Consider the following 20816-nt stretch of genomic DNA (forward strand, 5'->3'; position numbering starts at 1 on the left):
ACGCCCATGAAATGCCCGGCCAAACCATGTAAGTTTGCTAGGTGACTCCCGCCAGCAAGACTGTTTCCCGTGCGCCCGGAATCTCCAAGGAAATCGAGGACGCCGCGTGGTTCGTGCTGGGACCTGCCCTGCAGGGCAAGCGTTCCGCCCTCGACGGGCGCACCCACACGTGGACCACCGAGGCCGCGACGGAACTGCTCGAGCGCCTGGAACGCGGCGTCGAAGACAGCAAGGCGCCCATGATGACAAACCTGCGCCGCAACCTGGAGGGGGCCAGCCGCGAGGCCAGGCTCCTCGCCGTCGAACTGCTGTTCCTGCAGTCCCTGCCACTGGCCCACGAGGTCAAGTCCCTGAAGGTCAAGCGCGCCCGCGTGGCCGAGGCCGCGTCCTGGCTGGAACCGCCGCTGCAGCTGCCGGACGAGCTCTACCGGGACATGACCGACCACGGCGTCATCCGGGACCGCACCGCTGAGTTCAACTGGACCATCTGGGACCAGCTCGGCTGGCTGTGCCGCTTCGTGGTCCAGGTGGACAAGCAGCCGACGGCGGAGATCGCCAAGGCGCTCAAGGACCCCTTGAAGTTCCACGAGCTTGCTGCCGGGACCCCGGAAGACCAGCCCGCCATCCGCCGCAGCATTGAGTATTTGGCATGGCCGGGCTATTTCGAGCCTGTCGTGGCCGATGTGGAGCGCCGTGAGATCCGGGACGCCTTCGCCTCCTTGGTGGGCGGAGCCAAAGGGGACAGCGAAGAGGACGTCACCGCGGACATCCACCGCATTCGCCTGCACCTGGACGAACAGGCCGGGCAGCGCATCGACTGGTATTCCCGCCAGCTCGTGGGCCAGTGGCGCAAGGTGGGCGATCCCGGCCGCCGGGCCTGGCTGCTGCGCACCCACCACGACTCCGCCGAGCTCCTCGCCTCCTGGCAGGACGGGGAAAAGGCGACCCTCGACGTCGAACATCTGCGTGAGCTGCCCCCGGGCGTGAGCGCCGGGCTGGTGCAGCGCGTCGTGGACGAGGACTGCAAGCACTTGGGCTATGTGGAGCGCGAGGACACCAAGACCGCCGTCTTTGCCTTCCTGACCGTGATGAAGCCGGGCGATCTGGCCCTGTTCCAGCACTCGGGGTCGGTGCGGATCGGCGTGGTGCTGGGGGAGGCAGAACACGACGGCGGGAAGGGCCAGCTCCGCCGCAAGGTGCGTTGGTTCGCGGAAAGCCATGCCCTCGCCGAGGCGCCCCGGCACGTCCAGCGCCAGCTCTCCACGCCCGGGATCGTCGTGGACGTCACCAGGGTGATGAGCCTGCTGCAGGCGCTGCTGCCCGCGGAAGCGGAGTCCGACGGCGAGCTCGCCGCCGCCCCCGAGTCCGCCGTCGAGCCCGTCCCGGAAGGCTTCCGCCCGCTCAGCGAGGAATTCGCCGCTTCCCTGCACATGGAGCTGGAACCGCTGCAGGAAATCGCCGGGCTCCTGGAGGAGAACCGGCAACTGGTGCTCTACGGCCCGCCCGGCACCGGCAAGACCTACCTGGCCAAGCACCTGGCCGCCGAACTCGCCGGGGACGGCACCGATGAGCGGGTGAAGCTGGTGCAGTTCCACCCCTCCTACGCCTACGAGGACTTCTTCGAGGGCTATCGCCCGGACAAGACCGACGACGGCCAGGTGTCCTTCAAGCTCGTGGCCGGGCCGCTGCGGCGCCTGGCTGAAGAAGCCGCCAAACCCGAAAACGCCAGCAAACCGTACTTCCTGATCATCGACGAAATGAACCGGGCCAACCTGGCCAAGGTGTTCGGCGAGCTGTACTTCCTGCTCGAGTACCGGGACGACCGGATCTCCCTGCAGTACAGCCCCAACGAACCCTTCAGCCTGCCGGACAACCTGTACATCATCGGCACCATGAACACCGCGGACCGTTCCATCGCCATGATGGACGCGGCGATCCGCCGCCGCTTCGCCTTCGTGGAACTGCACCCCAAGGTCGAACCGATCCGGGGCACCCTGCGACGCTTCCTTGAGGCCAACGGCCTGGATACCCTCAACGCCGATCTGCTCGATGCACTCAATGAAGCAATCGACGACTGGGACCGGGACCTCATGATCGGCCCGTCCTACTTCATGAAGAGTGCCGCGCAGACTCCTGCCGGCCTGCGCCGGATCTGGAAGTACGAGCTCATGCCGCTGCTCGAAGAGCACTACCACGGGCAGCTGAACCGGGCGCAGGTGGAGGAGCGCTTCGGGCTGGAACAGCTGCTGGGACGCCTTGCGCCGCGCTGACGCAGGCGCCGGCTCCAGGGGTCAAGGCTCCCAGCTTCCGGTGGCGATCCCGCCCCGGCCGCGGCACGCCCCCGGCGTGCGGCACATCGTGCTGGACGAACAGTCCAGGGGCGTGGTTGAGCGGCTCGACCCCGCGACGGCGGCCTTCCTCAACTCGAGCGGGCTCGCGAAGGCTGCGCCGATGGGCATGGGCCTGTACCGGATCGAACCCGTCGGCAAGGTGGGCTCGGTGCGGACCCCGGCCGCGCAGTTCGAGGTGCGGCCCAAGGACCGGCTCGGGCTGCGGAGGCTCTTGTTCCTGCTCAGCTACGCAGGCGAGCAGGGCTTCCGCGAGGACTCGGTGGCCGCCGTCGAGCACCAGGACCTCTGGAGCGCCCTGGCCGAATCGCTCGCCCAACTTGCCGAACGCGCCCTCACGCGCGGCCCGCTGCAGGGCTACGTGACCGTGGAGGAATCCCTGCGCACCGTCAAGGGACGTATCCGGATCTCCGAACAGATCTCCCGGCGGCCTGGCCTGATGGTGCCCTTGGAGGTGTCCTATGACGAGTTCAGCGAAGACATCGCCGAAAACCGCATCCTGCGGGCCGCGCTGGCCCGGATGGGCCAGGTTCCGGGCGTCCGTCCCGAGGTGCTGAGCCGCCTCCGCCGCCTGGGCGGAAAGCTCGACGGCGCCACGTCCCTGGTGCCAGGTGCGCCCCTTCCGCACTGGCAGGCCAGCCGGATGAACCTGCGCTTCCATGCGGCCCTGCGCTTGGCGGAGGTGATCCTGCGGAACTGCTCGGCAGAAGCGGGCGACGGCAAGCAGAGCAGCGCCGCCTTCGTGGTGGACATGTCCGCTGTGTTCAAGGAGTTCGTGGGAGTCGCGCTCCGCGAAGCCATGCGCGCCCACCCCGGTGAAACCCGGATGCGGTACGGCACGCTGCTCAATGAGGCCGTCCGGGACTCCGACCGGATCACGGTCCGCCCGGATGCCGTGCATTTCCTGGGCGGCCGGCCGGTGGTGGTCTACGGGGCCAACTACACGGCCGGGCCGGACACCGGTGCCTCCCTGAACGCCGACCACTACCGGATGCTCGCCTACTGCACGGCCCTGCGGGTCCCCACCGCCTGGCTGGTCTACGCAGGGACGGGGGAGATGAAGCTGCGGCGCATCCTCAACACCGACATCGACGTGGTGGAGTACCCGCTGGACCTGTCCAGGCCGCCCGCGGAGATCCTTGCCTCGGTGGCGGACCTGGCCCAGCAGTCCTGGGGCGAAGTGGTCCGCCAGGCCCTCGGATGACGGACTGCCGCGGATGACGGACTGTTCCGCGTGGCAGCCAACAGGGCTAGCCTGAGAACACACCGCGGCAGACGGAGGCAACCATGGGCGGCATGAAGAAGAAAAGGTCCTGGAAAGACATGACGCCCGGGCAGCGCCGCGTCACCATCGTGGCGGGTGCGCTGGAGTTCGGGTTGATGCTGGCGGCACAGCGCAGCATCTCCAAGACGCCGGCGGCGCAGATCCGCGGAAGCAAGGCCTTGTGGCGGGCGGCATGCTTCATCAACTTCTTTGGCCCGGTGGGGTACTTCGTGTTCGGACGGCGGCGGAGCACGCCTGCCCATTCGGCTTGAGCACCCTCCCCGCTAGGCGGGCACCCGCACGGTGAACGCAGTGCCTTGGCCGGGCGCGCTTCGCAATGTGATGGTGCCCCCGTGGGCTTCGACAATGGCTTTGCTGATGGGCAAACCCAGGCCGGCGCCGGGGATGGTGCTGTTGTGTACGCTGCCTGCCCGGAAGAACTTTGCGAAGACCTGGTCTTGTTCTTCTTCCGTCATGCCCATGCCGGTGTCGCTCACCCGGCAAACCACCTCACCATCTTCCTGCCAGGCGGCCACTTCGACGTCCCCGCCGTCCGGGGAATACTTGATGGCATTGGAGATCAGGTTGTCCAGCACCTGGGAAATCCGCGAGGAATCAACGTGGGCCTGGAGGGTTTCGGGGATGTCCAGGGAGAAGCGGACGCCGGCCTGCGCCGCGCGGGGAGCGGCGGAACCAACCCTTCCGCGTACCAGTTCGGCGAAGTCCACCGCATGGGGCTGGATGATCACGTGGCCCGAGCGGACGGCCAACAGGTCCGACACCAAGGTCAGCAGCCGCTCGGCATTGCGCCGCACCACCTTAAGCTGGCCACGTGCCGCGGGGTCGAGCTTTGCAGTGTCGTCGAGCACGAGGTCCAGGTAACCAAGGATGGAGGTAAGCGGCGTCCGGAACTCATGCGAGACACTGGCCACGAAATCGTCTTTGGCGGCCAGGGCGTTCACGAGGTCCGTGACGTCGCTGAAGACCACCACCGAGCCCACGAAGTTCCGTTCGTCGTCGAGCATCGGCCGGGCGCTGGTGGTGAACGCACGCTGCGCCGGCCCGGTGCCGATCCAGATGAGCTGATCGGTGAACTGCTCGCCGAGGACGGCCCGCCGCACGGGGCGCCGTTCGCGGGGTACTGAGGTGGTCCGGTCTTCCTCGAACACCAGGAGCTGGGACTCGTTGGGGTTGGTGATTCCCTGCGGCGTGGCCAGGCGGTGGGTGCTGCGCTGGCGGTGGTTCATGAGGATGTCGTTCCCACCGCCGTCGACGGCCACCACGCCCAACGGCAGCGCCTCCATGACGGTGTTCAAGAGCCGTTCATGGTGGCTGCTGGCTTCGAAGGCGGCGTTGAGTGCCTCGTCCTTGTCCTCGAGGGACTTTTGCTGGCGGACCATGCTCATGGTGACTACGCTGACGGAGATCCCGATGCCGAGCATCAGGATCGGGTAGAGCAAGGGGCGGCTGAGGTCCTGCGGCGTGACGGAACCGCGGATGAACAATGGCCCCCAGACCACGCCGAGGGGACCGAAGAAGCAGAGCGTGACCGCGATCCGGGGATAGAGGCCGGAAGCACAAAGCCAGATCACGGGAAGGACCACCAGCACGCTCAGGCCGGTGAGCGCCTCCTGCCCGCCCTCGCGGCCGAAGGCAATGGAAACCATGTCCAGCAGGGGTATCACCAGGAAACTGGGGAAGGGCAGCCGGTGCCAGGGAACCGCGAAGCAGGCGGCCAGGAGCAGGGCCTGGCTGAGCAGGAAGATCTGGAACAGCGGGTTGCCCAGCGTCCCAGGGAAGAACAGCGCCACCAGGATGGCCGCGATGCAGACCGGGACGGACAGGGGCAACTGGGTGAGGACCACCCGCATCCGCAAGGTGTGCTCATGGAAGGCACGCTTGAAGAACGGCGGCTTCTCCTTGCCTTCAATGTTCCGGCGTTTCACCTGGCCCCCAGGGAACGGCGTGGGTGTCGGCTCATGGGGCAAGCCTATCCAGCGGCGGCTATACTTCTCGGGAAATCGAGTTGGCTGGGGGCTGCGATGGGTGAAGCACGTATTGGGCTGGTGATCGAAGACGACCACGACATCCGCGACCTTATCAGGGCAGTGTTGTCCCAGGCCGGCTTTGAGGTCCATGTAGCCTCCACCGGATTTGCAGGGGTGGACGCGGCACTGGACCTGGATCCCGATGTCATTACCCTGGACCTCGGACTGCCGGATATCGACGGATTCGAGGTGGCCCGCCGGATCCGGAAATCTTCGGACGCCTACATCATCATGCTGACCGCCCGCACCGAGGAGATCGACACCCTCCTGGGCCTGGAAGCCGGCGGCGACGACTACCTGACCAAGCCCTTCCGGCCGCGTGAGCTGCGCGCCCGGGTGGAGGCCATGATGCGGCGGCCCCGTTCGGCGTCGAACGCCAGGACGTCGAACGCCGGGACGTCGGACGCGGGGATGTCGAACGCGGGGCACGGGGAGCAGCGCGGTGGCGCGGAGCTGCGCCACAACGGGCTGGTGGTTTCCGCGGCAGCCCGCTCCGCCGTCCTGGAGGGCGTTGAGCTGCGGCTGACCCGCTCCGAATTCGAGCTCCTGCTCGCGCTGCTGGAAACCGGCCGGATCGTGCGGTCCAAGACCGACCTGGCGCGGCGCCTCCGCAACGAACCGTACGACGCCGGCAGTTACGTCAGCGACGCCGACGAGCGGGCCGTTGAGGTCCACATGGGGAATCTGCGCAAGAAGCTGGGGGACAGCAAGCAATCCCCCCGATGGCTGGAAACCGTGCGGGGCATCGGCTACCGGCTGGCGCCTGCTGTTCCGTCGCGCTAGCTCGCCTCCAGGCCTGCGGTTGTCCCGGGAGCGAGCCCGCATGCCGCCACCAGACCGGTGACCGTTCCGCGGGCACAGCGGCCCAATTCCTCGAGGCTGGCACTCAGCTCGGCGGCGTCGTCGCAAACCGGGAAGAGCCTGATACGGACTTCGAGCTCGGCGGCCAACAGGCTCAGGCACCGTGCACCCACCATTGCGCTCGAGGTCTTCAGGCTAAGGACCGCGTCCAGGCCCTCCTCCTTGTCGAGCGCGTCCACGGCCCGCTGCAGGCGGTCAATCCGTGCGGGCAGCAACTTGACGTAGTTCCGGACCAACTCCCCGACAGCGCCGTGATCCCCGCCCAACTCCACCCGGAGTTCGTTCAGGACAGCGGGATCCACCAGGACGCCGGAGCGCCCTCCACAAGCATTCACGGTTCCCTCCCGCCTCCACGCTGTGATGCCAGGACTCAACAGTAAGGTGCCCGGAAGCCGTGCAGCAGGGGGTCCGTGAAAGCTTGAGTAAATCTTGAGCGGGCACCGCATGGCTCCTTGAGGAATGCCTCGTGGTGGCGCTGCCTAGGGGCGCGGCCCGCCGTCGAGGAAGTCCGTGAGCTGGGCCTCCAGGGCGCTGCGGTCCTTCAGACCGCATTCCCACACGGTGAGCACCTCCCAACCGGCGGAGGCAAGCCGTTCGCGCTGGAGGGCGTCGCGCTCGCGGGTGCGGCGCCGCTTGGCGTCCCAGAACTCGGCGTTGGCCGTAGGTGCGTGCATCCCGGCCGGGCAATCGTGGAAATGCCAGAAGCAGCCGTTCACGAAGATCACCTTGTGCCTGCCCGCGAACACCAGGTCCGGGCTCCCGGGCAGTTTCCCGCCCGCGGCCATGCCGTGCAGGCGGTAGCGGTAGCCCTTCGCATGCAGGAGCCGGCGGACCAGGAGCTCGGGTTTGGTGTTCTTGCCGCGGATCCTGGACATGTTCCGGCTGCGCTGCTCTGGTGTGAGCAGATCACGGCTCAGGAGGTCCCGGCTTTCGCCCATGATCCGAGTCTAGCCACGGTTACCGTGCGCGGCGCCTGGAAGGACAGCAGCCTGATCCACTCCGGTTCCGGCCCGTGCAGGCCGACGCCCGGCAGCGCCGCTGCCGTTTCCTGGACGACGACGGCGGCCTCCAGTTCGGCGAGTTTCGCGCCGAGGCAACGGTGGATGCCGGAGCCGAACGCGAGGCCGTAGGGCAGCGGACCCCTGGCGCCTGGACCCCTGGCGCCTGGACCCTTGGCGCCTGGGCCCCTGGCGCCTGGACCGCTGGGGCCCGGTTCGGCCCCCGGGCGGCCGTGGTTTCCGGTCAGTTCCAGCAGGATTTCTTCGCCGGCCGGGATCGGCTGGCCATTGAGCTCGGTGTCGCGGCTGGCAATGCGGCGCCAGGTCGGCACGGAGGACTCGCTGGCAAGGACACTCCGCACGAGCTCCGTCGCCCGGTCTTTCGCCGAAGCTTCGTCCCACGCGATGCCGGTGGACCCCTCGGCCAGGCGGAACAGGGCCGTGCTGATGAGCTGGGTGGTGGTTTCCTGGCCGGCGATCAGCAGGAAGTACCCCAGGGAGCAGATTTCCGGGGTGCTGAGCCCGTGCCCGGCCAGGGACTTGAACAGGTTCCGGCCGGGGGAGGCCACGGCTTCCAGCACCAGGTCCCGGAGCCAGCGGTAGAAGTCCGCGGCGCTGCGGGCGAGCTCCAGTTGCCGTTCCGGGCCGGGCCAGCCCCAGAACAATTCCAGGGAGTCCAGGCTCCAGGCCTTCAGCTCCGGCAGCTCCCGCACCGGCAGGCCCAGCATCTCGAGCATCACCACGGCAGGGGGAAGGGCGGCCACAGCCTGGACCAGCTCCACGCGGCCCGCCTCGGCGAGTCCGTTGGCGGCGTCGTAGGCGGCTTCCTTGGCCAGTTGGCGGATCCGGGGCTCCATCGCCTCCACGGTGGCAGGGGTAAAGAAGCCGGCCACGACTTTGCGGATTCCGGAGTGGGACGGGGTGTCGTTGCTGGCCAGCACGGGCGGAAGCGCGAAGCGGGCGCCCTGCAGGATGCGCAGGGCCTGCCCGGACAACGGGGTCACGGCGAGTAGGGCGTTGGCCGGGCCGAAGTCCTCCAGGCGGTGCAGGACCTCGCGGACTTCGGCGGGTTCGCGGACAACACGGTACGGGCATTGGGCGGTGCTCATGAGGCCACGCCGTCCAACCACAGCGGCGCCTGCTCCCGGAACGCCTGCACGGGCAATGCCGCCGCCGCCTCCGGAAGCGTGCCGAGCAGCGTGACGGCCCCGGCGGAGAACGCCGCCCGGTTGCCGAGCTCTGCGAGCCCGGGAAGCTCCGGCCAGCTGCCCAGGATCAGCCCTGACACCGCGAGGCCCCTGCGTTCCAAGGCTTCCAGGGTCAGCCCGGTGTGGTTCAAGGTCCCCAGGGACGGCCGGGCGACCACCGCAAAGCTGGCCCCGTCCCCCAGGAGAGCCCCGAGATCGGCCAGCGTTCCGCCGTCGGGATCCAGCTCCACCAGCAGCCCGCCCGCACCCTCCACCAGCACGTGGTCATGCCCGGCGGCGAGCTGCCGGATACGTTCGGCGTGCGCCGCCAGGGGCGGCAGCCCCACGCCGTCCACGGCGGCTGCCTGTACCGGGGCCAGCGGTTCTTCGAGGACGACGCCGGCCTTCGCCGTCAGGGGCGCGGCCAGCCTGGTGATTTCGGAGCAGTCGGAGTCGCCGTCCTTGTTGCCGGTCTGGCACGGTTTGTAGGCGGCCACCGAGCGGCCCCGGGAATGCAGGGCAGCGGCCAGCGCGGCGGTGGCGACGGTCTTGCCGACACCGGTGTCCGTGCCGGTGACCAGGATGATAGGTGGAAGGCTCTGGTGGTCTGGCTTCATGGGGTTTCCTCCAGGATGCCGCGCAGCGTTGCGCAGGCGTAGTCGATCTCGTCGGGGGTGAGGGTGGCCCGGGCGGTAAGGCGCAGCCGGGATACGCCGTCCGGGACCGACGGCGGGCGGAAGCAGCCCACCCGGATCCCGGCGTCGCGCGCTGCCCGGCTTGCCCGCAACGCGGTTTCGGCATCGGGCAGTGGAACGGACTGGACGGCACCAGCTGCTTCGAACGATCCGTTTGCTGCGGTCCGCAGACCGGCTGCCAGTTTTGCGGCGTTCCCGCGGACAGCCGCCGGACGCCACGGCTCGGCGGCGATGACCCGGAGCGCCGCCAGGGCAGCAGCCGCGGATGCCGGGGCTAGCGCGGTGTCGAAGATAAAGCTCCGTGCCCGGTTCAGCAGGTGCTCCCGTAGGAGCGCCGAACCCAGCACCGCCCCGCCTTGGCTGCCCAGGGCCTTGGACAAGGTGGCCGTGAGCACCACGTTCGGGTGGCCGGCCAGGGCGGTCCCGGCTACGGCGCCGTGTCCTTCAAACTGCGCGTGTCCGTCAAACCGCCCGTGTCCGTCCTGACCGGCCGCGCCGGAGACGCCCAGGCTGTGGGCTTCGTCGATCAACAGCATGGCGTCGTGCTCGACGGCCAGTTCCAGCAGGGACGCGAGGGGAGCGGCGTCGCCCCACACGCCGTAGATGGACTCCACGGCGATCAGCGCCCGCGGCTCGCCGTTCCAGGCGAGGCCGCGCCCCGAAAGGAGCCGCGCGGCGTCGTCGACGTTGTTGTGGGCGAAGGTTGCCACCCGCGAACGGGCCAAGCGGAAGCCGTCGATCAGCGAGGCGTGGCAGTGCTCGTCGGCAACGATCAGCGTGCCTGGACCGCCCAACGCCGTCACCACACCCAGGTTGGCCAGGTACCCGGAGGAGAACACCAGGCCCGCCTCCATGCCGGTGAACCGTGCCAGCTCCTCCTCGAGCTCAAGGTGCAGCCCGGTGGTGCCGGCCACGAGCCGCGAGGACGTGGCTCCGGTGCCCCAGCGGCGGATGGCCTCGCACGCCGCCTCGGCCAGGCGCGGATCCGAGGCCAGGCCCAGGTAATCGTTGCTGGCCAGGTCCACCACGGCTCCACCTGCCGCGCGGCTTTCCGGCGAACGGTTCTCCGGCGAACGGTTCTCCGGGGAACGGGTTTCTGGTGAACGGCGCAGCCCGCGGCGTTCACGGACCGCGGCCTGCTGCTCCAGCCACCGGGTCATCGAGACGCTCACGGAGCGCCCACTCTTCCGGCAGCGACCGCGGCCACCATTCCGGCGGCCATCGCTTCGGCCTCCGCGCCCGAGCTGATGTACGGCGGCATGGCGTAGACCAGGTTCCGGAACGGCCGTACCCACACCCCGTTGCGAATGGCCGCCCGTGTCACGGCCGGGACGTCCACTGCCTCCTCCAGTTCGATGACGCCGACCGCACCGATGGTGCGGACGTCCGCGACGCCGTCGAGCTCCCGGGCAGGGGCGAGCCCGGACGCTAGGGCCGCACCCACCCGGGCCACGTCGCCCCGCCAGGCACCGGCGGCGATGATGCCCAGGCTCGCGTTCGCCACGGCGCAGGCCAGGGGATTGCCCATGAACGTGGGCCCGTGCAGGAGCGCCCCGGCCGCCCCTCCTGAAACAAGCCGCGCCACCTCACCGGTGCAGAGCATGGCCGCCAGGCTGAGGTACCCGCCGGTGAGGGCCTTGCCCACGCAGAGGATGTCCGGCACCACCCCGGCATGGTTGGCAGCGAAGAGTTCACCGGTGCGGCCGAAGCCGGTGGCGATCTCGTCCAGGATGAGCAGCAGGCCGTGCTGGTCGGCGATCTCCCGGAGGATCCGCACGCATTCCGGCGGGTAGGCGAACATGCCGCCCGCGCCCTGCAGGACTGGCTCGGCAATGATGGCGGCCAGTTCATCGGAATGCCGCGCGGTCAGGGATTCCACGTCCGCCCGCCACTGTTGGATATCCGGACCGATGGCGGTTGCCGCGGCCGGTGGACGAGGCGCGAAGACGTTCGCCGCCAGCAGCCCCGGAAACGCCGTATGCATCCCGTCCACCGGATCGCAGACCCCCATCGCGGCGAAGGTGTCGCCGTGGTAGCCGCCGCGCAGGCTGAGGAAACGCTGCCGCTTCGGCCGCCCCGCCGCAGTCTGGAACTGCACGGCCAGCTTCAGCGCCACCTCCACGGAGACCGAGCCCGAATCGGCCAGGAACACCCGCTCCAAGGCGGGGCGGTCGGCCGTGGACGGAGCCATCGCCAGGAGCCGTTCGGCCAGCTCGACGGCGGGACCGTGCGTGAGTCCGCCGAACATGACGTGGCTGAAATCCGCCAGTTGCCGCTTGGCCGCAGCGTCCAGCAGGGGGTTCCGGTAGCCGTGGATCACCGACCACCACGAGGACATGGCATCGAGGACCTCGAAGCGCTCGCCGTGCTCGTCGCGCAGCCGCAGCCGCACGCCTTCGGCGCCTTCCACCTCCCACAGCGGAAGCGTGCCCGACGCCGGAGCATACGGATGCCACAGGCTCGCCCTGTCGCGCTGGATCAGGCTGCTGCTCCCTGTGAAGCTCTGGGTCAGGCTGTCCTGCTGGATCAGACTGGCCCGCTGGGGCAGGCCTTCGGTCAGGCTCATCCCGCCAGGCTCCCGTGCCGGGAGCATTCGGCGCGCCAGCCCAGCGGCGTGACCTGGACCTTCATCCGGCGGCGGCATTGTGCGCAGTAGCGCGGCGGTTCCAGGGCCAGCAGTGCCCGGCAGCTGTGGTGCGCCGAGGCTCCCGGGCCGGCGTCCGACGTCGGGCCCCCACCGGCAGCGGCCGGCCCGTCTCCCGGAGTCCCGCCGTCGAGCGCCCCGCCGCAGTGCCCGCAATACAGTTCCGCGCTCACAGCGTCTTCTGGAGTTCCTTGATGGGCATGTTCAGCTCCACCAGCAGCTGCAGGTCGGCGTTGGCGGGGCGGCCCAGGGTGGTCAGGTAGTTGCCGACGATCACGGCGTTGATGCCGCCCAGCAGGCCCTCGCGGGTGCCGAGGTCGCCCAGGGTCAGTTCGCGGCCGCCGGCATAGCGCAGCACCGTGCGCGGCATGGCCAAGCGGAAGGCGGCGATTGCACGGAGGGCGTCCTTGCCGTCCATGATGCCCTGGTTTTCCAGCGGCGTTCCGGGCCTCGGGTTGAGGAAGTTCAACGGGACCTCGTGCGGGTCCAGGGCGGCGAGCTGGGCGGCGAGTTCGGCCCGCTGTTCCAGGGATTCGCCCATGCCGATCAGGGCGCCGCAGCACAGTTCCATGCCTGCTTCCTTGACCATGACGCAGGTTTCCAGGCGCTCTTCGTAGCTGTGGGTGGTGACCACCTGCGGGAAGTAGCTGCGGGCGGTCTCCAGGTTGTGGTTGTAGCGGTGCACGCCCCACTCAGCGAGCTGCTCCACCTGTCGCCGGGTCAGCATGCCCAGGGAACAGGCGATGTTGATGTCCACTTCTTCGTTGATGCGGTCGATCGCGAATTTGATCTGGTTCATCAGCTTGATGTCCGGGCCACGCACGGCGGCCACGATGCAGAACTCGGTGGCGCCGGTGGCGGCGGTTTCCTTCGCGGCCTTGACCAGCTCCGGGATGTCCAGCCAAACGCCGCGCACGGGGGAGTCGAACAGCCCGGACTGGCTGCAGAAATGGCAGTCCTCGGGGCAGCCGCCGGTCTTGATGGAGATGATGCCCTCCACCTCCACGTCCTCGCCGCAGTGTTCGACGCGCACCTCGTGGGCGAGCTGCAGCGCAGCCGGGATGTCCTCGTCGGGGAGGCGCAGGATCTCCAGCAATTGGGCCTCGTTCAGTCCGATCCCGCGTTCGAGCACCTGTTCGCGGGCGGTATCCAAGATGGTCATGCTGCTCCTTGCTTCCTCGGTGAAGTGTTTCGGTGAATGCCTACTCACTGACGCTAGCCACCTTGCAGGGCGCCGATTTTGTTGGACGTCCACAAAGCCCGGCGGCGGATCTTGGCATCGCGTGGGGTGGAACAAACCCTGGTCCGCGCACAAGTTACAGCCCCGAAACACCGCGGTGACCCTGCTGTCGAATCCCGCCGATAGCGTCGGGCGGAGCCGGAGAATACCGAACAGCTGAGGAAAGTGATGTGGGGATGACTGAAGAACAGCGGACAACACAGACCCTGGAACGCTCGACGGCGGGCGGCAGCGCGGTCGTCGACGGTTCCCGACGGGCGGCGGCAGGCAGCCCCGCCAGGAGCGACGCGATGAGCGCCGCGAAGGAAAGCCTGGAGGACTACACGCTGCGCTTCGCGCCGCGCTCCTACCGGAAATGGAGCGCCGGGGTGGTGGCGACAAGCGCGCTGGGCGGCATCGCGTACCTGGCGGATTTCTCCATCGGGGCGAATATCGGGATCTCCTACGGCACGGGAAACGCAATCCTCGGGATCGTCCTGGCCGCCGCCGTCATTTTCGCCACGGGGTTCCCGCTGGCGTACTACGCCGCGCGGTACAACATCGACCTGGACCTGATCACCCGCGGATCCGGGTTCGGCTACTACGGTTCGGTGGTCACCAACGTCATCTTCGCCACCTTCACGTTCATCTTCTTTGCCCTTGAAGGCTCCATCATGGCGCAGGGCCTGGACCTGGGCCTCGGCATTCCGCAATGGATGGGCTACGCCGCGTCCACCCTGATCATCATTCCGCTGGTGATCTACGGAATGAACACGCTGGCCAAGCTGCAGGTGTGGACCACGCCGCTCTGGCTGCTGCTCATGGTGGTGCCCGTGGGCTACCTGGTGGTGTCGCATCCGGAGAGCATCGGATCCTTCTTCGCCTACACCGGCAAGTCCGGCGAATCCGGCACCAACCTGGCCTCCGTGATGCTCGCCGCGGGCGTCTGCCTGTCCCTCATGGCGCAGATCGCCGAACAGATCGATTACCTGCGTTTCATGCCGCCACGCACCGCCGCGAACAAGGGTGCCTGGTGGCGGGCCGTGATCCTGGCCGGTCCGGGCTGGGTGGTTTTCGGTGCCATCAAGCAGATCGTTGGCATGTTCATCGCCGTCTACCTCATCGCCACCCTGGACCCGGCAGCATCGGCCCACGCCAACGAGCCCGTCCACCAGTTCCTGGGCGTCTACCGGGAAATGATGCCGGCGTGGCTGGCGATGACCCTCGCCGTGGTGCTGGTGGTCATCTCGCAGATCAAGATCAACGTCACCAACGCCTACTCCGGGTCGCTCGCCTGGACCAACAGCTTCACCCGCATCACCAAGACCTACCCGAGCCGCATGGTGTTCGTGGTGCTGAACCTGGTGGTGGCCCTGGTGCTCATGGAAGCGAACATGTTCGAGTTCCTCAACACCATCCTCGGCTTCTACGCCAACTGCGCCATCGCCTGGGTGGTCACGGTGGCCTCGGACATTGCGATCAATAAATACCTGCTGAAGATCTCGCCCAAGGTGCCCGAGTTCCGCCGCGGCATGCTGTACGCCGTGAATCCGGTGGGCTTCGTGTCCATGCTGGCCTCGGCAGGGGTGTCCATCGCGGTGTTTTTCGGCGCCTTCGGAGCAGCCGTGCAGCCGTATTCGCCGATCTTCGCGGTCGGCCTGGCCCTGCTCCTGCCGCCGCTGCTGGCCGTCCTGACCCGCGGGAACTACTACCTGCGCCGGCAGGACGACGGCATCGACCTCGCCATGTTCGACTCCGAGGGCAACCCCAGCCAAGCCAAGCTGCTGTGCCACGTGACCGGGATCGAGTTCGAGCGGCCGGACATGCTCCGCTCGGCCCAGGACGGACCCGACGGCGAACCGCAGTACATCTCGTCCCTCGCCTTGTCCACGGACAAGACCGGGGAACTAGTGCTGCCCGAACAAGAGCGGTCGGCGCAGAAATAGCGGGCACAGGAGTAGCGTTTGCGCCAAAAGCAAACTGCCTCGCCGGGCGGGTCACCCGCCGAGTTCGCGGTCGATCCGCTTGATCCGGGCGTTTGCCAGCTGGAACCGGGGATCTCCCCGCCCCGCCGCTTTGGCCAGGGCCGCGGCAGCCGCCGTGTCATCCGATCCCATGTCGCTGGCGCACCAACGCGCAATCAGCTCCGCATCCCCGCTGGCCCGGACCGATGCCGCGATAGCCTCGTTCAGTTCGTCTCTCATGAGTTCCACGGCGAGATTCACTGAGCGGTTGAGCAGGCGCCCAGGGTAGGCCGCCAGCGCCCTGGCCAATTGGCCGTTCCGCAGGTGGTCCCTTACCGTTCCGAGGTCGGACAGCACACGCACGGATTCGGCGAACCGGTACGGATTCGCCTCGATTACGGGCCCCAGGGAGGCACGGATCCGATGCATTTCGATCCGGATGGTTGCCGGGGCGCCGTCCTCGCCGTGCAGTTGGTACGCGAGCTCCTCGGCACTCCAGCCCTGGGACCTGGAGGCAAGCAGCGCCAGAATCTCCGCCCGCCGCAGCGTCACCGGAACCGTCCTGCCGCCGTCGAGTTCCGCCGTCGGCCTGTCGCCGAGCAGCCGCAGGTAGAGGGTGGTGGCTGGCCGACCGCCGGGTCCGGACTGCCCGACGGCGGCCGCCGGGCCACCTGCCACGGCACCAGCCGAACGCAGCAGTTCCTCCGCGAGCCGGACACCGCAGCGCACCATGCGCAGGCTGTCCGGGGTGACGGAATCGATGGGGCCGGACACGTCCAGCACGCCGAGCAATCCTCCGGTGAAGGGGTCACGGATAGGGGCCGCCGTGCAGGCCCACTCATGGTGGGTCCGGACGAGGTGCTCTGCCGAGAACAATTGTGCGGCGCTGCCGGTGATGAGGGCTTCGCTGATCGCATTGGTGCCGATTCCTGCCTCGGACCAATCGGCTCCTTCGACGAATTCCAAGGAATCCGCCTGCCGCAATGCGGAACCGCTGCCGAGCCGCCAGAGGACTTCGCCCCGGTGGTCGGTGACGATCAGCAGATGCCGGCCGGTGGCGGATTCGTCGGCCAGTAACTGGGTCAGGGCAGGAACCACGGCGGCCAGGCGGTGCCCTTGGCCGAGCGCGCGGGCCTCGGCTACCTCATGGCGGTGGATGGGCCGGTGCTGCTCAGGGTTGATGCCCAACGCCAGGGAGCGCTTCCACGATTCCAGCAATGACGGCGCGAACGCCGGATCCGGTGCGCCGGACAGGGTGGCGTGGTGGGCATCGCGCAGGACCTTGGCGTATTCGCGCGGGGCCGAGAACCTCAGGGCGGGGTCGGTAGCCAGTACGCGGCTCATGCACCAACTCCTTCGCCGTTGAATGGATTTCCGCGGTCCGCGGAGACGGCGGACCCGATGCAACCCGATTGTAACCCCCACCCGGCTTTACTTGTGATGCGGGTCACGCTCCGGGTGTTGTTTGGATCGGGCGGATCCCTTGGTCAGTGAGGAAAAGAGGAAAGATGCCTGAAACCGCAAACGCCATTGCCTCGGCCTGGCTGGCGCAGTTCGATGAGGCGCTGCGCAGCGATAACATCAGGGCGGTCCTGGAATTGTTCGACGACGAACCATATTGGCGCGACTTCGTGTCCTTCACCTGGAACCTCAAGACGCTTGAGGGCAAGGCTGAAATCAAGCGCATGCTCGATGCCACGCTCGGGGACGTGCGGCCGCACAACTGGACGCTCGCCGGGGACGCCACCGGCGATGCCGTCGCCACCGAGGCGTGGATCAACTTCGAAACCGCTCAGGCGAGGGGCCACGCACACCTGCGGCTTCGCAATGGCAAGTGCTGGACCCTGTTGACCACCATGCAGGAACTCAAGGGTTTCGAGGAGAAGAAGGGCCCCAACCGCGAGCAGGGGGTGGCCCACCGGATCGAAAAGGGCCGCAAGTCCTGGCTGGAGCGCAAGGAAGAGCAGGAAGCCCGGCTCGGTTACGAAGAACAGCCCTATACCGTGATCATCGGCGGCGGCCAGGGCGGCATCGGACTGGGTGCCCGGCTGCGCAGGCTCGGCGTGCCAACAATCATCGTGGAAAAGAACGCCCGGCCCGGCGACTCCTGGCGGAACCGGTACAAGTCCCTGCACTTGCACGATCCCGTCTGGTACGACCACCTGCCGTACCTGAAGTTCCCGGACGACTGGCCGGTCTTCGCCGCCAAGGACAAGATCGGCGACTGGCTGGAGCACTACACCCGCATCATGGAGCTGAACTACTGGAGCAGCACCGAGTGCACCAACGCCCGTTGGGACGAGGATGCCAAGGAGTGGGTGGTTCGGGTGGTCCGCGACGGCGAGCCCGTCACCCTGCGTCCCAAGCAGCTGGTTTTCGCCCTGGGCGTGTCCGGGTACCCGAACATTCCGGTGTTCGACGGCGCCGAATCCTTCCTGGGGGAGCAGTACCACTCCTCCAAGCACCCCGGTGGTGGAGACTGGACGGGCAAGAAGGTGGTGGTGGTCGGATCCAACAACTCGGCCCACGATATCTGCGCGGATCTGTGGGAGCACGGCGCGGACGTCACCATGGTGCAGCGCTCTTCCACGCACATTGCCCGGAGCGAATCCCTGATGGACCTGGCGCTCGGCGACCTCTACTCCGAACGGGCCCTCGCCAACGGCGTCACCACGGAGAAAGCGGATTTGCTGTTCGCGTCCCTGCCGTACCGCATCCTGCCCGAGGCGCAGGTTCCGGTGTACCAGGCGATGGCCGAACGGGACGCGGAGTTCTACTCGCAGCTTGAGGCCGCCGGCTTCGAACTGGACTTCGGCGTAGATGGTTCGGGCTTGTTCCTGAAGTACCTGAGGCGCGGCTCCGGCTACTACATCGACGTAGGTGCGTCCCAGCTGATCATCGATGGCCGGGTGAAGCTGGCTTCCGGGCAGGTTTCCAAGATCACCGGCAACGCAGTGGTCATGGCAGACGGCACCGAACTCGAAGCTGACGTGATCGTCTATGCCACTGGTTACGGGTCCATGAACGCCTGGCTGGCAGACCTGGTGTCGCCTGAGGTTGCGGACAAAGTGGGCAAATGCTGGGGTTTCGGCTCCGACACTCCGAAGGACCCGGGCCCGTGGGAAGGCGAGCTGCGCAATATGTGGAAGCCCACCAATGTGGAGAACCTTTGGATCCACGGCGGCAACCTCCACCAGAGCCGGCACTACTCGAACTATCTGGCACTGCAGCTCAAGGCCCGGATGGAGGGCCTGCACACCCCGGTGTACGAGCTCCAGCCTTCCCACCACACGCGCTGAAAGGCGGACCCCATGAAAGCGGCACGTTTCCACGGGCAGAAGGATCTCCGCGTGGAGGACATCCCGGAGCCGGGTACCCGGCCAGGCGCGGTCAAGATCGCCGTTGCCTGGTGCGGCATCTGCGGCACGGACCTGCATGAATTCCTTGAAGGCCCCATCTTCATTCCGCACCCCGGCCATCCGCATCCGCTGGCCGGGGAGGATCTCCCGGTGACGATGGGCCACGAGTTCTCCGGCGTGGTCGAGGAACTGGGGGAGGGCGTCACGGGGCTCGCGGTGGGCGACGGTGTGGTGGTGGAACCGTATTTTGTCTGCGACGAATGCGGGCCCTGCAAAGCCGGAAACTACAACCTTTGCACCCGGATGGGTTTCATCGGCCTGGCCGGCGGCGGGGGTGGCCTCAGCGAAAAGATCGTGGTGGACGCCCGCTGGGTGCATCCGGTGGGAGGCATTCCCCTGGATGAGGCGGCATTGATCGAGCCGCTCGCCGTGGCTTACCACGCGGTGTCCCGGGCTGGCCTCACGTCCGGTGACGTCGCCGTCGTCGGCGGTGCCGGGCCGATCGGACTGCTCACCGCCGCTGTCCTCAAGGGCCTTGGCATCACCACCATCCTCACCGAGCTGTCAACGGCCCGGAAGGAGAAAGCGCGCAGTTCCGGCGTCGCGGACCACGTACTTGACCCTTCCCTGGAGGATGTCAGGACGCGCGTGCTGGAGTTGACGGACGGGGCCGGCGCGGATGCCGCGTTCGAGTGTGCCGGCGTCAACCTTGTGCTGGACACCATGCTTGACGTCGTCCGGCCTGCCGGTGTGGTGGTGAACGTGTCCATCTGGGGGCGGCCCGCCACGGTGGACATGCAGAAGATCGTCTTGAAGGAGATCGACCTCCGTGGCACTATCGCCTACCGCGGGGACCACGCGGCCGCCATCCGCCTGGTCCAGGAAGGGAAAGTGGACCTCAAGCCGTTCATCACGGGACGGATCGCGCTGGAGGACCTGGTGGATGAAGGCTTCTACACCTTGATCAACCACAATGACACCGCGGTGAAGATCATCGTCCATCCGTAGTCCGCGCCCCAGGACCCCGACGGCGGCACGGACCTTCCAGGGAAGGCGACTGCCGCCGTCGGCGTGACCTCCGTCTCATCCGGAATAGTTGCACGCGCGTCATAGTTGGCCAAGACGGAAACGATTCCCGTGTGAAAGGTACTGCGCATGCTGTTCTCACCCCTGACCGTCGGCGAGCTGGAAATCCCCAACCGCCTGGTAATGGCCCCGCTCACCCGCGTCCGCGCAGGCCAGGAAGGCATTCCCGGCCCGCTGCTCGTGGAGCACTACCGCCAGCGGGCCTCGCTTGGCCTGATCGTCAGCGAAGGCACCTACCCAACGCCCGCCGGCCAGTCCTACCCTGGACAGCCCGGCCTCGTCACCGACGAGCAGGTCGCCGGCTGGAAGAAGGTCACGGACGCCGTCCATGCCGAGGGCGGCCGCATCTTCGCCCAGATTATGCACGGCGGGCGCGTCTCCCATCCGGACATCATCGGCGGCCGCGAAGTCGTCGCCCCGAGTGCTGTCGGGATCGACGGCGAGGTCCGCACCCCGAACGGCAAGCAGCCCTACCCGGTGCCGCGTGAGCTGCGCACCGACGAGCTCCCCGTGGTGATCCAGGAAATCGTCACCGCCTCCCGGAACGCCATTGAGGCAGGGTTCGACGGCGTCGAGCTCCACTCGGCCAACGGCTACCTGCTCCACGAGTTCCTGGCGCCCAACACGAACATCCGCACCGACAGCTACGGCGGTTCCCCCGAGAACCGGGCCCGCTTCGTGATCGAGACCGTGCAGGCCGTGGTCGACGCCCTCGGCGCCAGCCGGGTGGGCATCCGGATTTCCCCCGAGCACCTGGTCCAGGAGATCGCCGAGACCGACCCGGCCGATGTCCGAGCCACCTACGAGGTCCTCGTGGACACGATCGCCCCGCTCCAGCTCGCCTACCTGAGCATTCTCCACGACGATCCCAAGGGCGCCCTGGTGCAGGACCTGCGCGAACGCTTCAAGGGCACCTTCCTGGTGAACACCGGATTCAGCAGCGTCACCGGACGTGAAGAAGCCGTGGAGTTGGTTGCCGGTGGCCACGCCGACGCCGTGGTGGTGGGCCGCCCGGCTATCGCCAACCCGGACCTCGTGCGCCGCTGGCGTGACGGCCTGCCACTGAACGAGGCAGACCCCACCACGTTCTACGGCGAAGGGGCCAAGGGCTACACGGACTACCCGTTCTACGCCAACTGATCC

The 20816-nt window shown here is 67.7% G+C and carries 18 protein-coding genes; 8 read left to right on the forward strand and 10 right to left on the reverse strand.

Translation table 11 applies throughout. The features are described from left to right. The first annotated feature begins 41 nt into the window (after window positions 1-41). From ACZ9CK_RS03645 to ACZ9CK_RS03655, 3 genes are all read left to right on the forward strand, one after another. Entirely contained in the window at window positions 42-2270 is a 2229-nt protein-coding gene (locus tag ACZ9CK_RS03645) for an McrB family protein (protein ID WP_476049266.1), read from the forward strand. Window positions 2271-2316: 46 nt separating this feature from the next. After that, window positions 2317-3552, forward strand: coding sequence for an McrC family protein (locus tag ACZ9CK_RS03650; RefSeq protein ID WP_476050848.1), 1236 nt, complete (start codon window positions 2317-2319; stop codon window positions 3550-3552). Between the two features lie 92 nt (window positions 3553-3644). Continuing rightward, window positions 3645-3884 (forward strand): PLDc N-terminal domain-containing protein, encoded by a 240-nt coding sequence (locus tag ACZ9CK_RS03655; protein ID WP_476049267.1) that lies wholly within the window; start codon window positions 3645-3647, stop codon window positions 3882-3884. A 12-nt stretch (window positions 3885-3896) separates the two neighbouring features. Here ACZ9CK_RS03655 and ACZ9CK_RS03660 read toward each other — a convergent pair whose 3' ends face one another. Continuing rightward, a complete protein-coding gene (locus ACZ9CK_RS03660) occupies window positions 3897-5483 on the reverse strand; it encodes a sensor histidine kinase (RefSeq protein WP_476050849.1) in 1587 nt (528 codons plus the stop codon). Between the two features lie 171 nt (window positions 5484-5654). On the opposite strand from ACZ9CK_RS03660, the gene ACZ9CK_RS03665 reads away from it, so the two are divergent. Continuing rightward, window positions 5655-6443 (forward strand): response regulator transcription factor, encoded by a 789-nt coding sequence (locus ACZ9CK_RS03665; protein WP_426302402.1) that lies wholly within the window; start codon window positions 5655-5657, stop codon window positions 6441-6443. On the opposite strand, the gene ACZ9CK_RS03670 is transcribed toward ACZ9CK_RS03665, so the two are convergent. The 8 genes from ACZ9CK_RS03670 to bioB form a co-directional block, all read right to left on the reverse strand. Beyond that, window positions 6440-6856 carry an Hpt domain-containing protein gene (locus ACZ9CK_RS03670; RefSeq protein ID WP_426302403.1) on the reverse strand — a complete coding sequence of 139 codons (417 nt, stop codon included), beginning with the start codon at window positions 6854-6856 and terminating at the stop codon, window positions 6440-6442. The genes ACZ9CK_RS03665 and ACZ9CK_RS03670 overlap by 4 nt on opposite strands. 144 nt (window positions 6857-7000) lie before the next feature. Then, entirely contained in the window at window positions 7001-7459 is a 459-nt protein-coding gene (locus ACZ9CK_RS03675; RefSeq protein WP_476049268.1) for a very short patch repair endonuclease, read from the reverse strand. Continuing rightward, window positions 7435-8628, reverse strand: a complete 1194-nt coding sequence (locus tag ACZ9CK_RS03680; protein ID WP_476049269.1) for a cytochrome P450 — start codon at window positions 8626-8628, stop codon at window positions 7435-7437. Before ACZ9CK_RS03680 ends, ACZ9CK_RS03675 begins: the two co-directional genes overlap by 25 nt. Beyond that, window positions 8625-9323 carry a dethiobiotin synthase gene (gene bioD / locus ACZ9CK_RS03685; protein WP_476049270.1) on the reverse strand — a complete coding sequence of 233 codons (699 nt, stop codon included), beginning with the start codon at window positions 9321-9323 and terminating at the stop codon, window positions 8625-8627. Before bioD ends, ACZ9CK_RS03680 begins: the two co-directional genes overlap by 4 nt. After that, the gene (locus tag ACZ9CK_RS03690; protein WP_476050850.1) at window positions 9320-10561 is read right to left on the reverse strand and encodes an 8-amino-7-oxononanoate synthase; all 1242 of its coding nucleotides are present in this window, start codon (window positions 10559-10561) and stop codon (window positions 9320-9322) included. Before ACZ9CK_RS03690 ends, bioD begins: the two co-directional genes overlap by 4 nt. Window positions 10562-10569: 8 nt before the next feature. Continuing rightward, on the reverse strand, window positions 10570-11967 hold the full coding sequence (locus tag ACZ9CK_RS03695) for an adenosylmethionine--8-amino-7-oxononanoate transaminase (RefSeq protein ID WP_476049271.1): 1398 nt from the start codon (window positions 11965-11967) through the stop codon (window positions 10570-10572). Next, window positions 11964-12218 (reverse strand): biotin synthase auxiliary protein BsaP, encoded by a 255-nt coding sequence (gene bsaP, locus ACZ9CK_RS03700; RefSeq protein ID WP_476049272.1) that lies wholly within the window; start codon window positions 12216-12218, stop codon window positions 11964-11966. Before bsaP ends, ACZ9CK_RS03695 begins: the two co-directional genes overlap by 4 nt. Further along, the gene (gene bioB, locus ACZ9CK_RS03705) at window positions 12215-13207 is read right to left on the reverse strand and encodes a biotin synthase BioB (RefSeq protein ID WP_476049273.1); all 993 of its coding nucleotides are present in this window, start codon (window positions 13205-13207) and stop codon (window positions 12215-12217) included. The genes bsaP and bioB overlap by 4 nt, the downstream gene beginning before the upstream one ends. 254 nt (window positions 13208-13461) lie before the next feature. On the opposite strand from bioB, the gene ACZ9CK_RS03710 reads away from it, so the two are divergent. Further along, window positions 13462-15210 (forward strand): purine-cytosine permease family protein, encoded by a 1749-nt coding sequence (locus ACZ9CK_RS03710; RefSeq protein ID WP_476049274.1) that lies wholly within the window; start codon window positions 13462-13464, stop codon window positions 15208-15210. A 51-nt stretch (window positions 15211-15261) separates the two neighbouring features. Here the strand turns inward: ACZ9CK_RS03710 and ACZ9CK_RS03715 are convergent, their stop codons facing one another. Then, a complete protein-coding gene (locus ACZ9CK_RS03715) occupies window positions 15262-16572 on the reverse strand; it encodes a GAF domain-containing protein (protein ID WP_476049275.1) in 1311 nt (436 codons plus the stop codon). Window positions 16573-16736: 164 nt separating this feature from the next. Here ACZ9CK_RS03715 and ACZ9CK_RS03720 point away from each other — a divergent pair, with 164 nt between their 5' ends. From ACZ9CK_RS03720 to ACZ9CK_RS03730, 3 genes are all read left to right on the forward strand, one after another. After that, complete coding sequence (locus tag ACZ9CK_RS03720; protein WP_476049276.1) at window positions 16737-18527, forward strand: NAD(P)/FAD-dependent oxidoreductase; 1791 nt, start codon at window positions 16737-16739, stop codon at window positions 18525-18527. A 12-nt stretch (window positions 18528-18539) separates the two neighbouring features. Continuing rightward, window positions 18540-19595, forward strand: coding sequence for a 2,3-butanediol dehydrogenase (locus tag ACZ9CK_RS03725; protein WP_476049277.1), 1056 nt, complete (start codon window positions 18540-18542; stop codon window positions 19593-19595). A gap of 147 nt (window positions 19596-19742) precedes the next feature. Continuing rightward, complete coding sequence (locus ACZ9CK_RS03730) at window positions 19743-20813, forward strand: alkene reductase (RefSeq protein WP_476049278.1); 1071 nt, start codon at window positions 19743-19745, stop codon at window positions 20811-20813. The last annotated feature ends 3 nt before the right edge of the window (window positions 20814-20816 follow it).

Source organism: Arthrobacter sp. TE26545 (assembly GCF_056279005.1).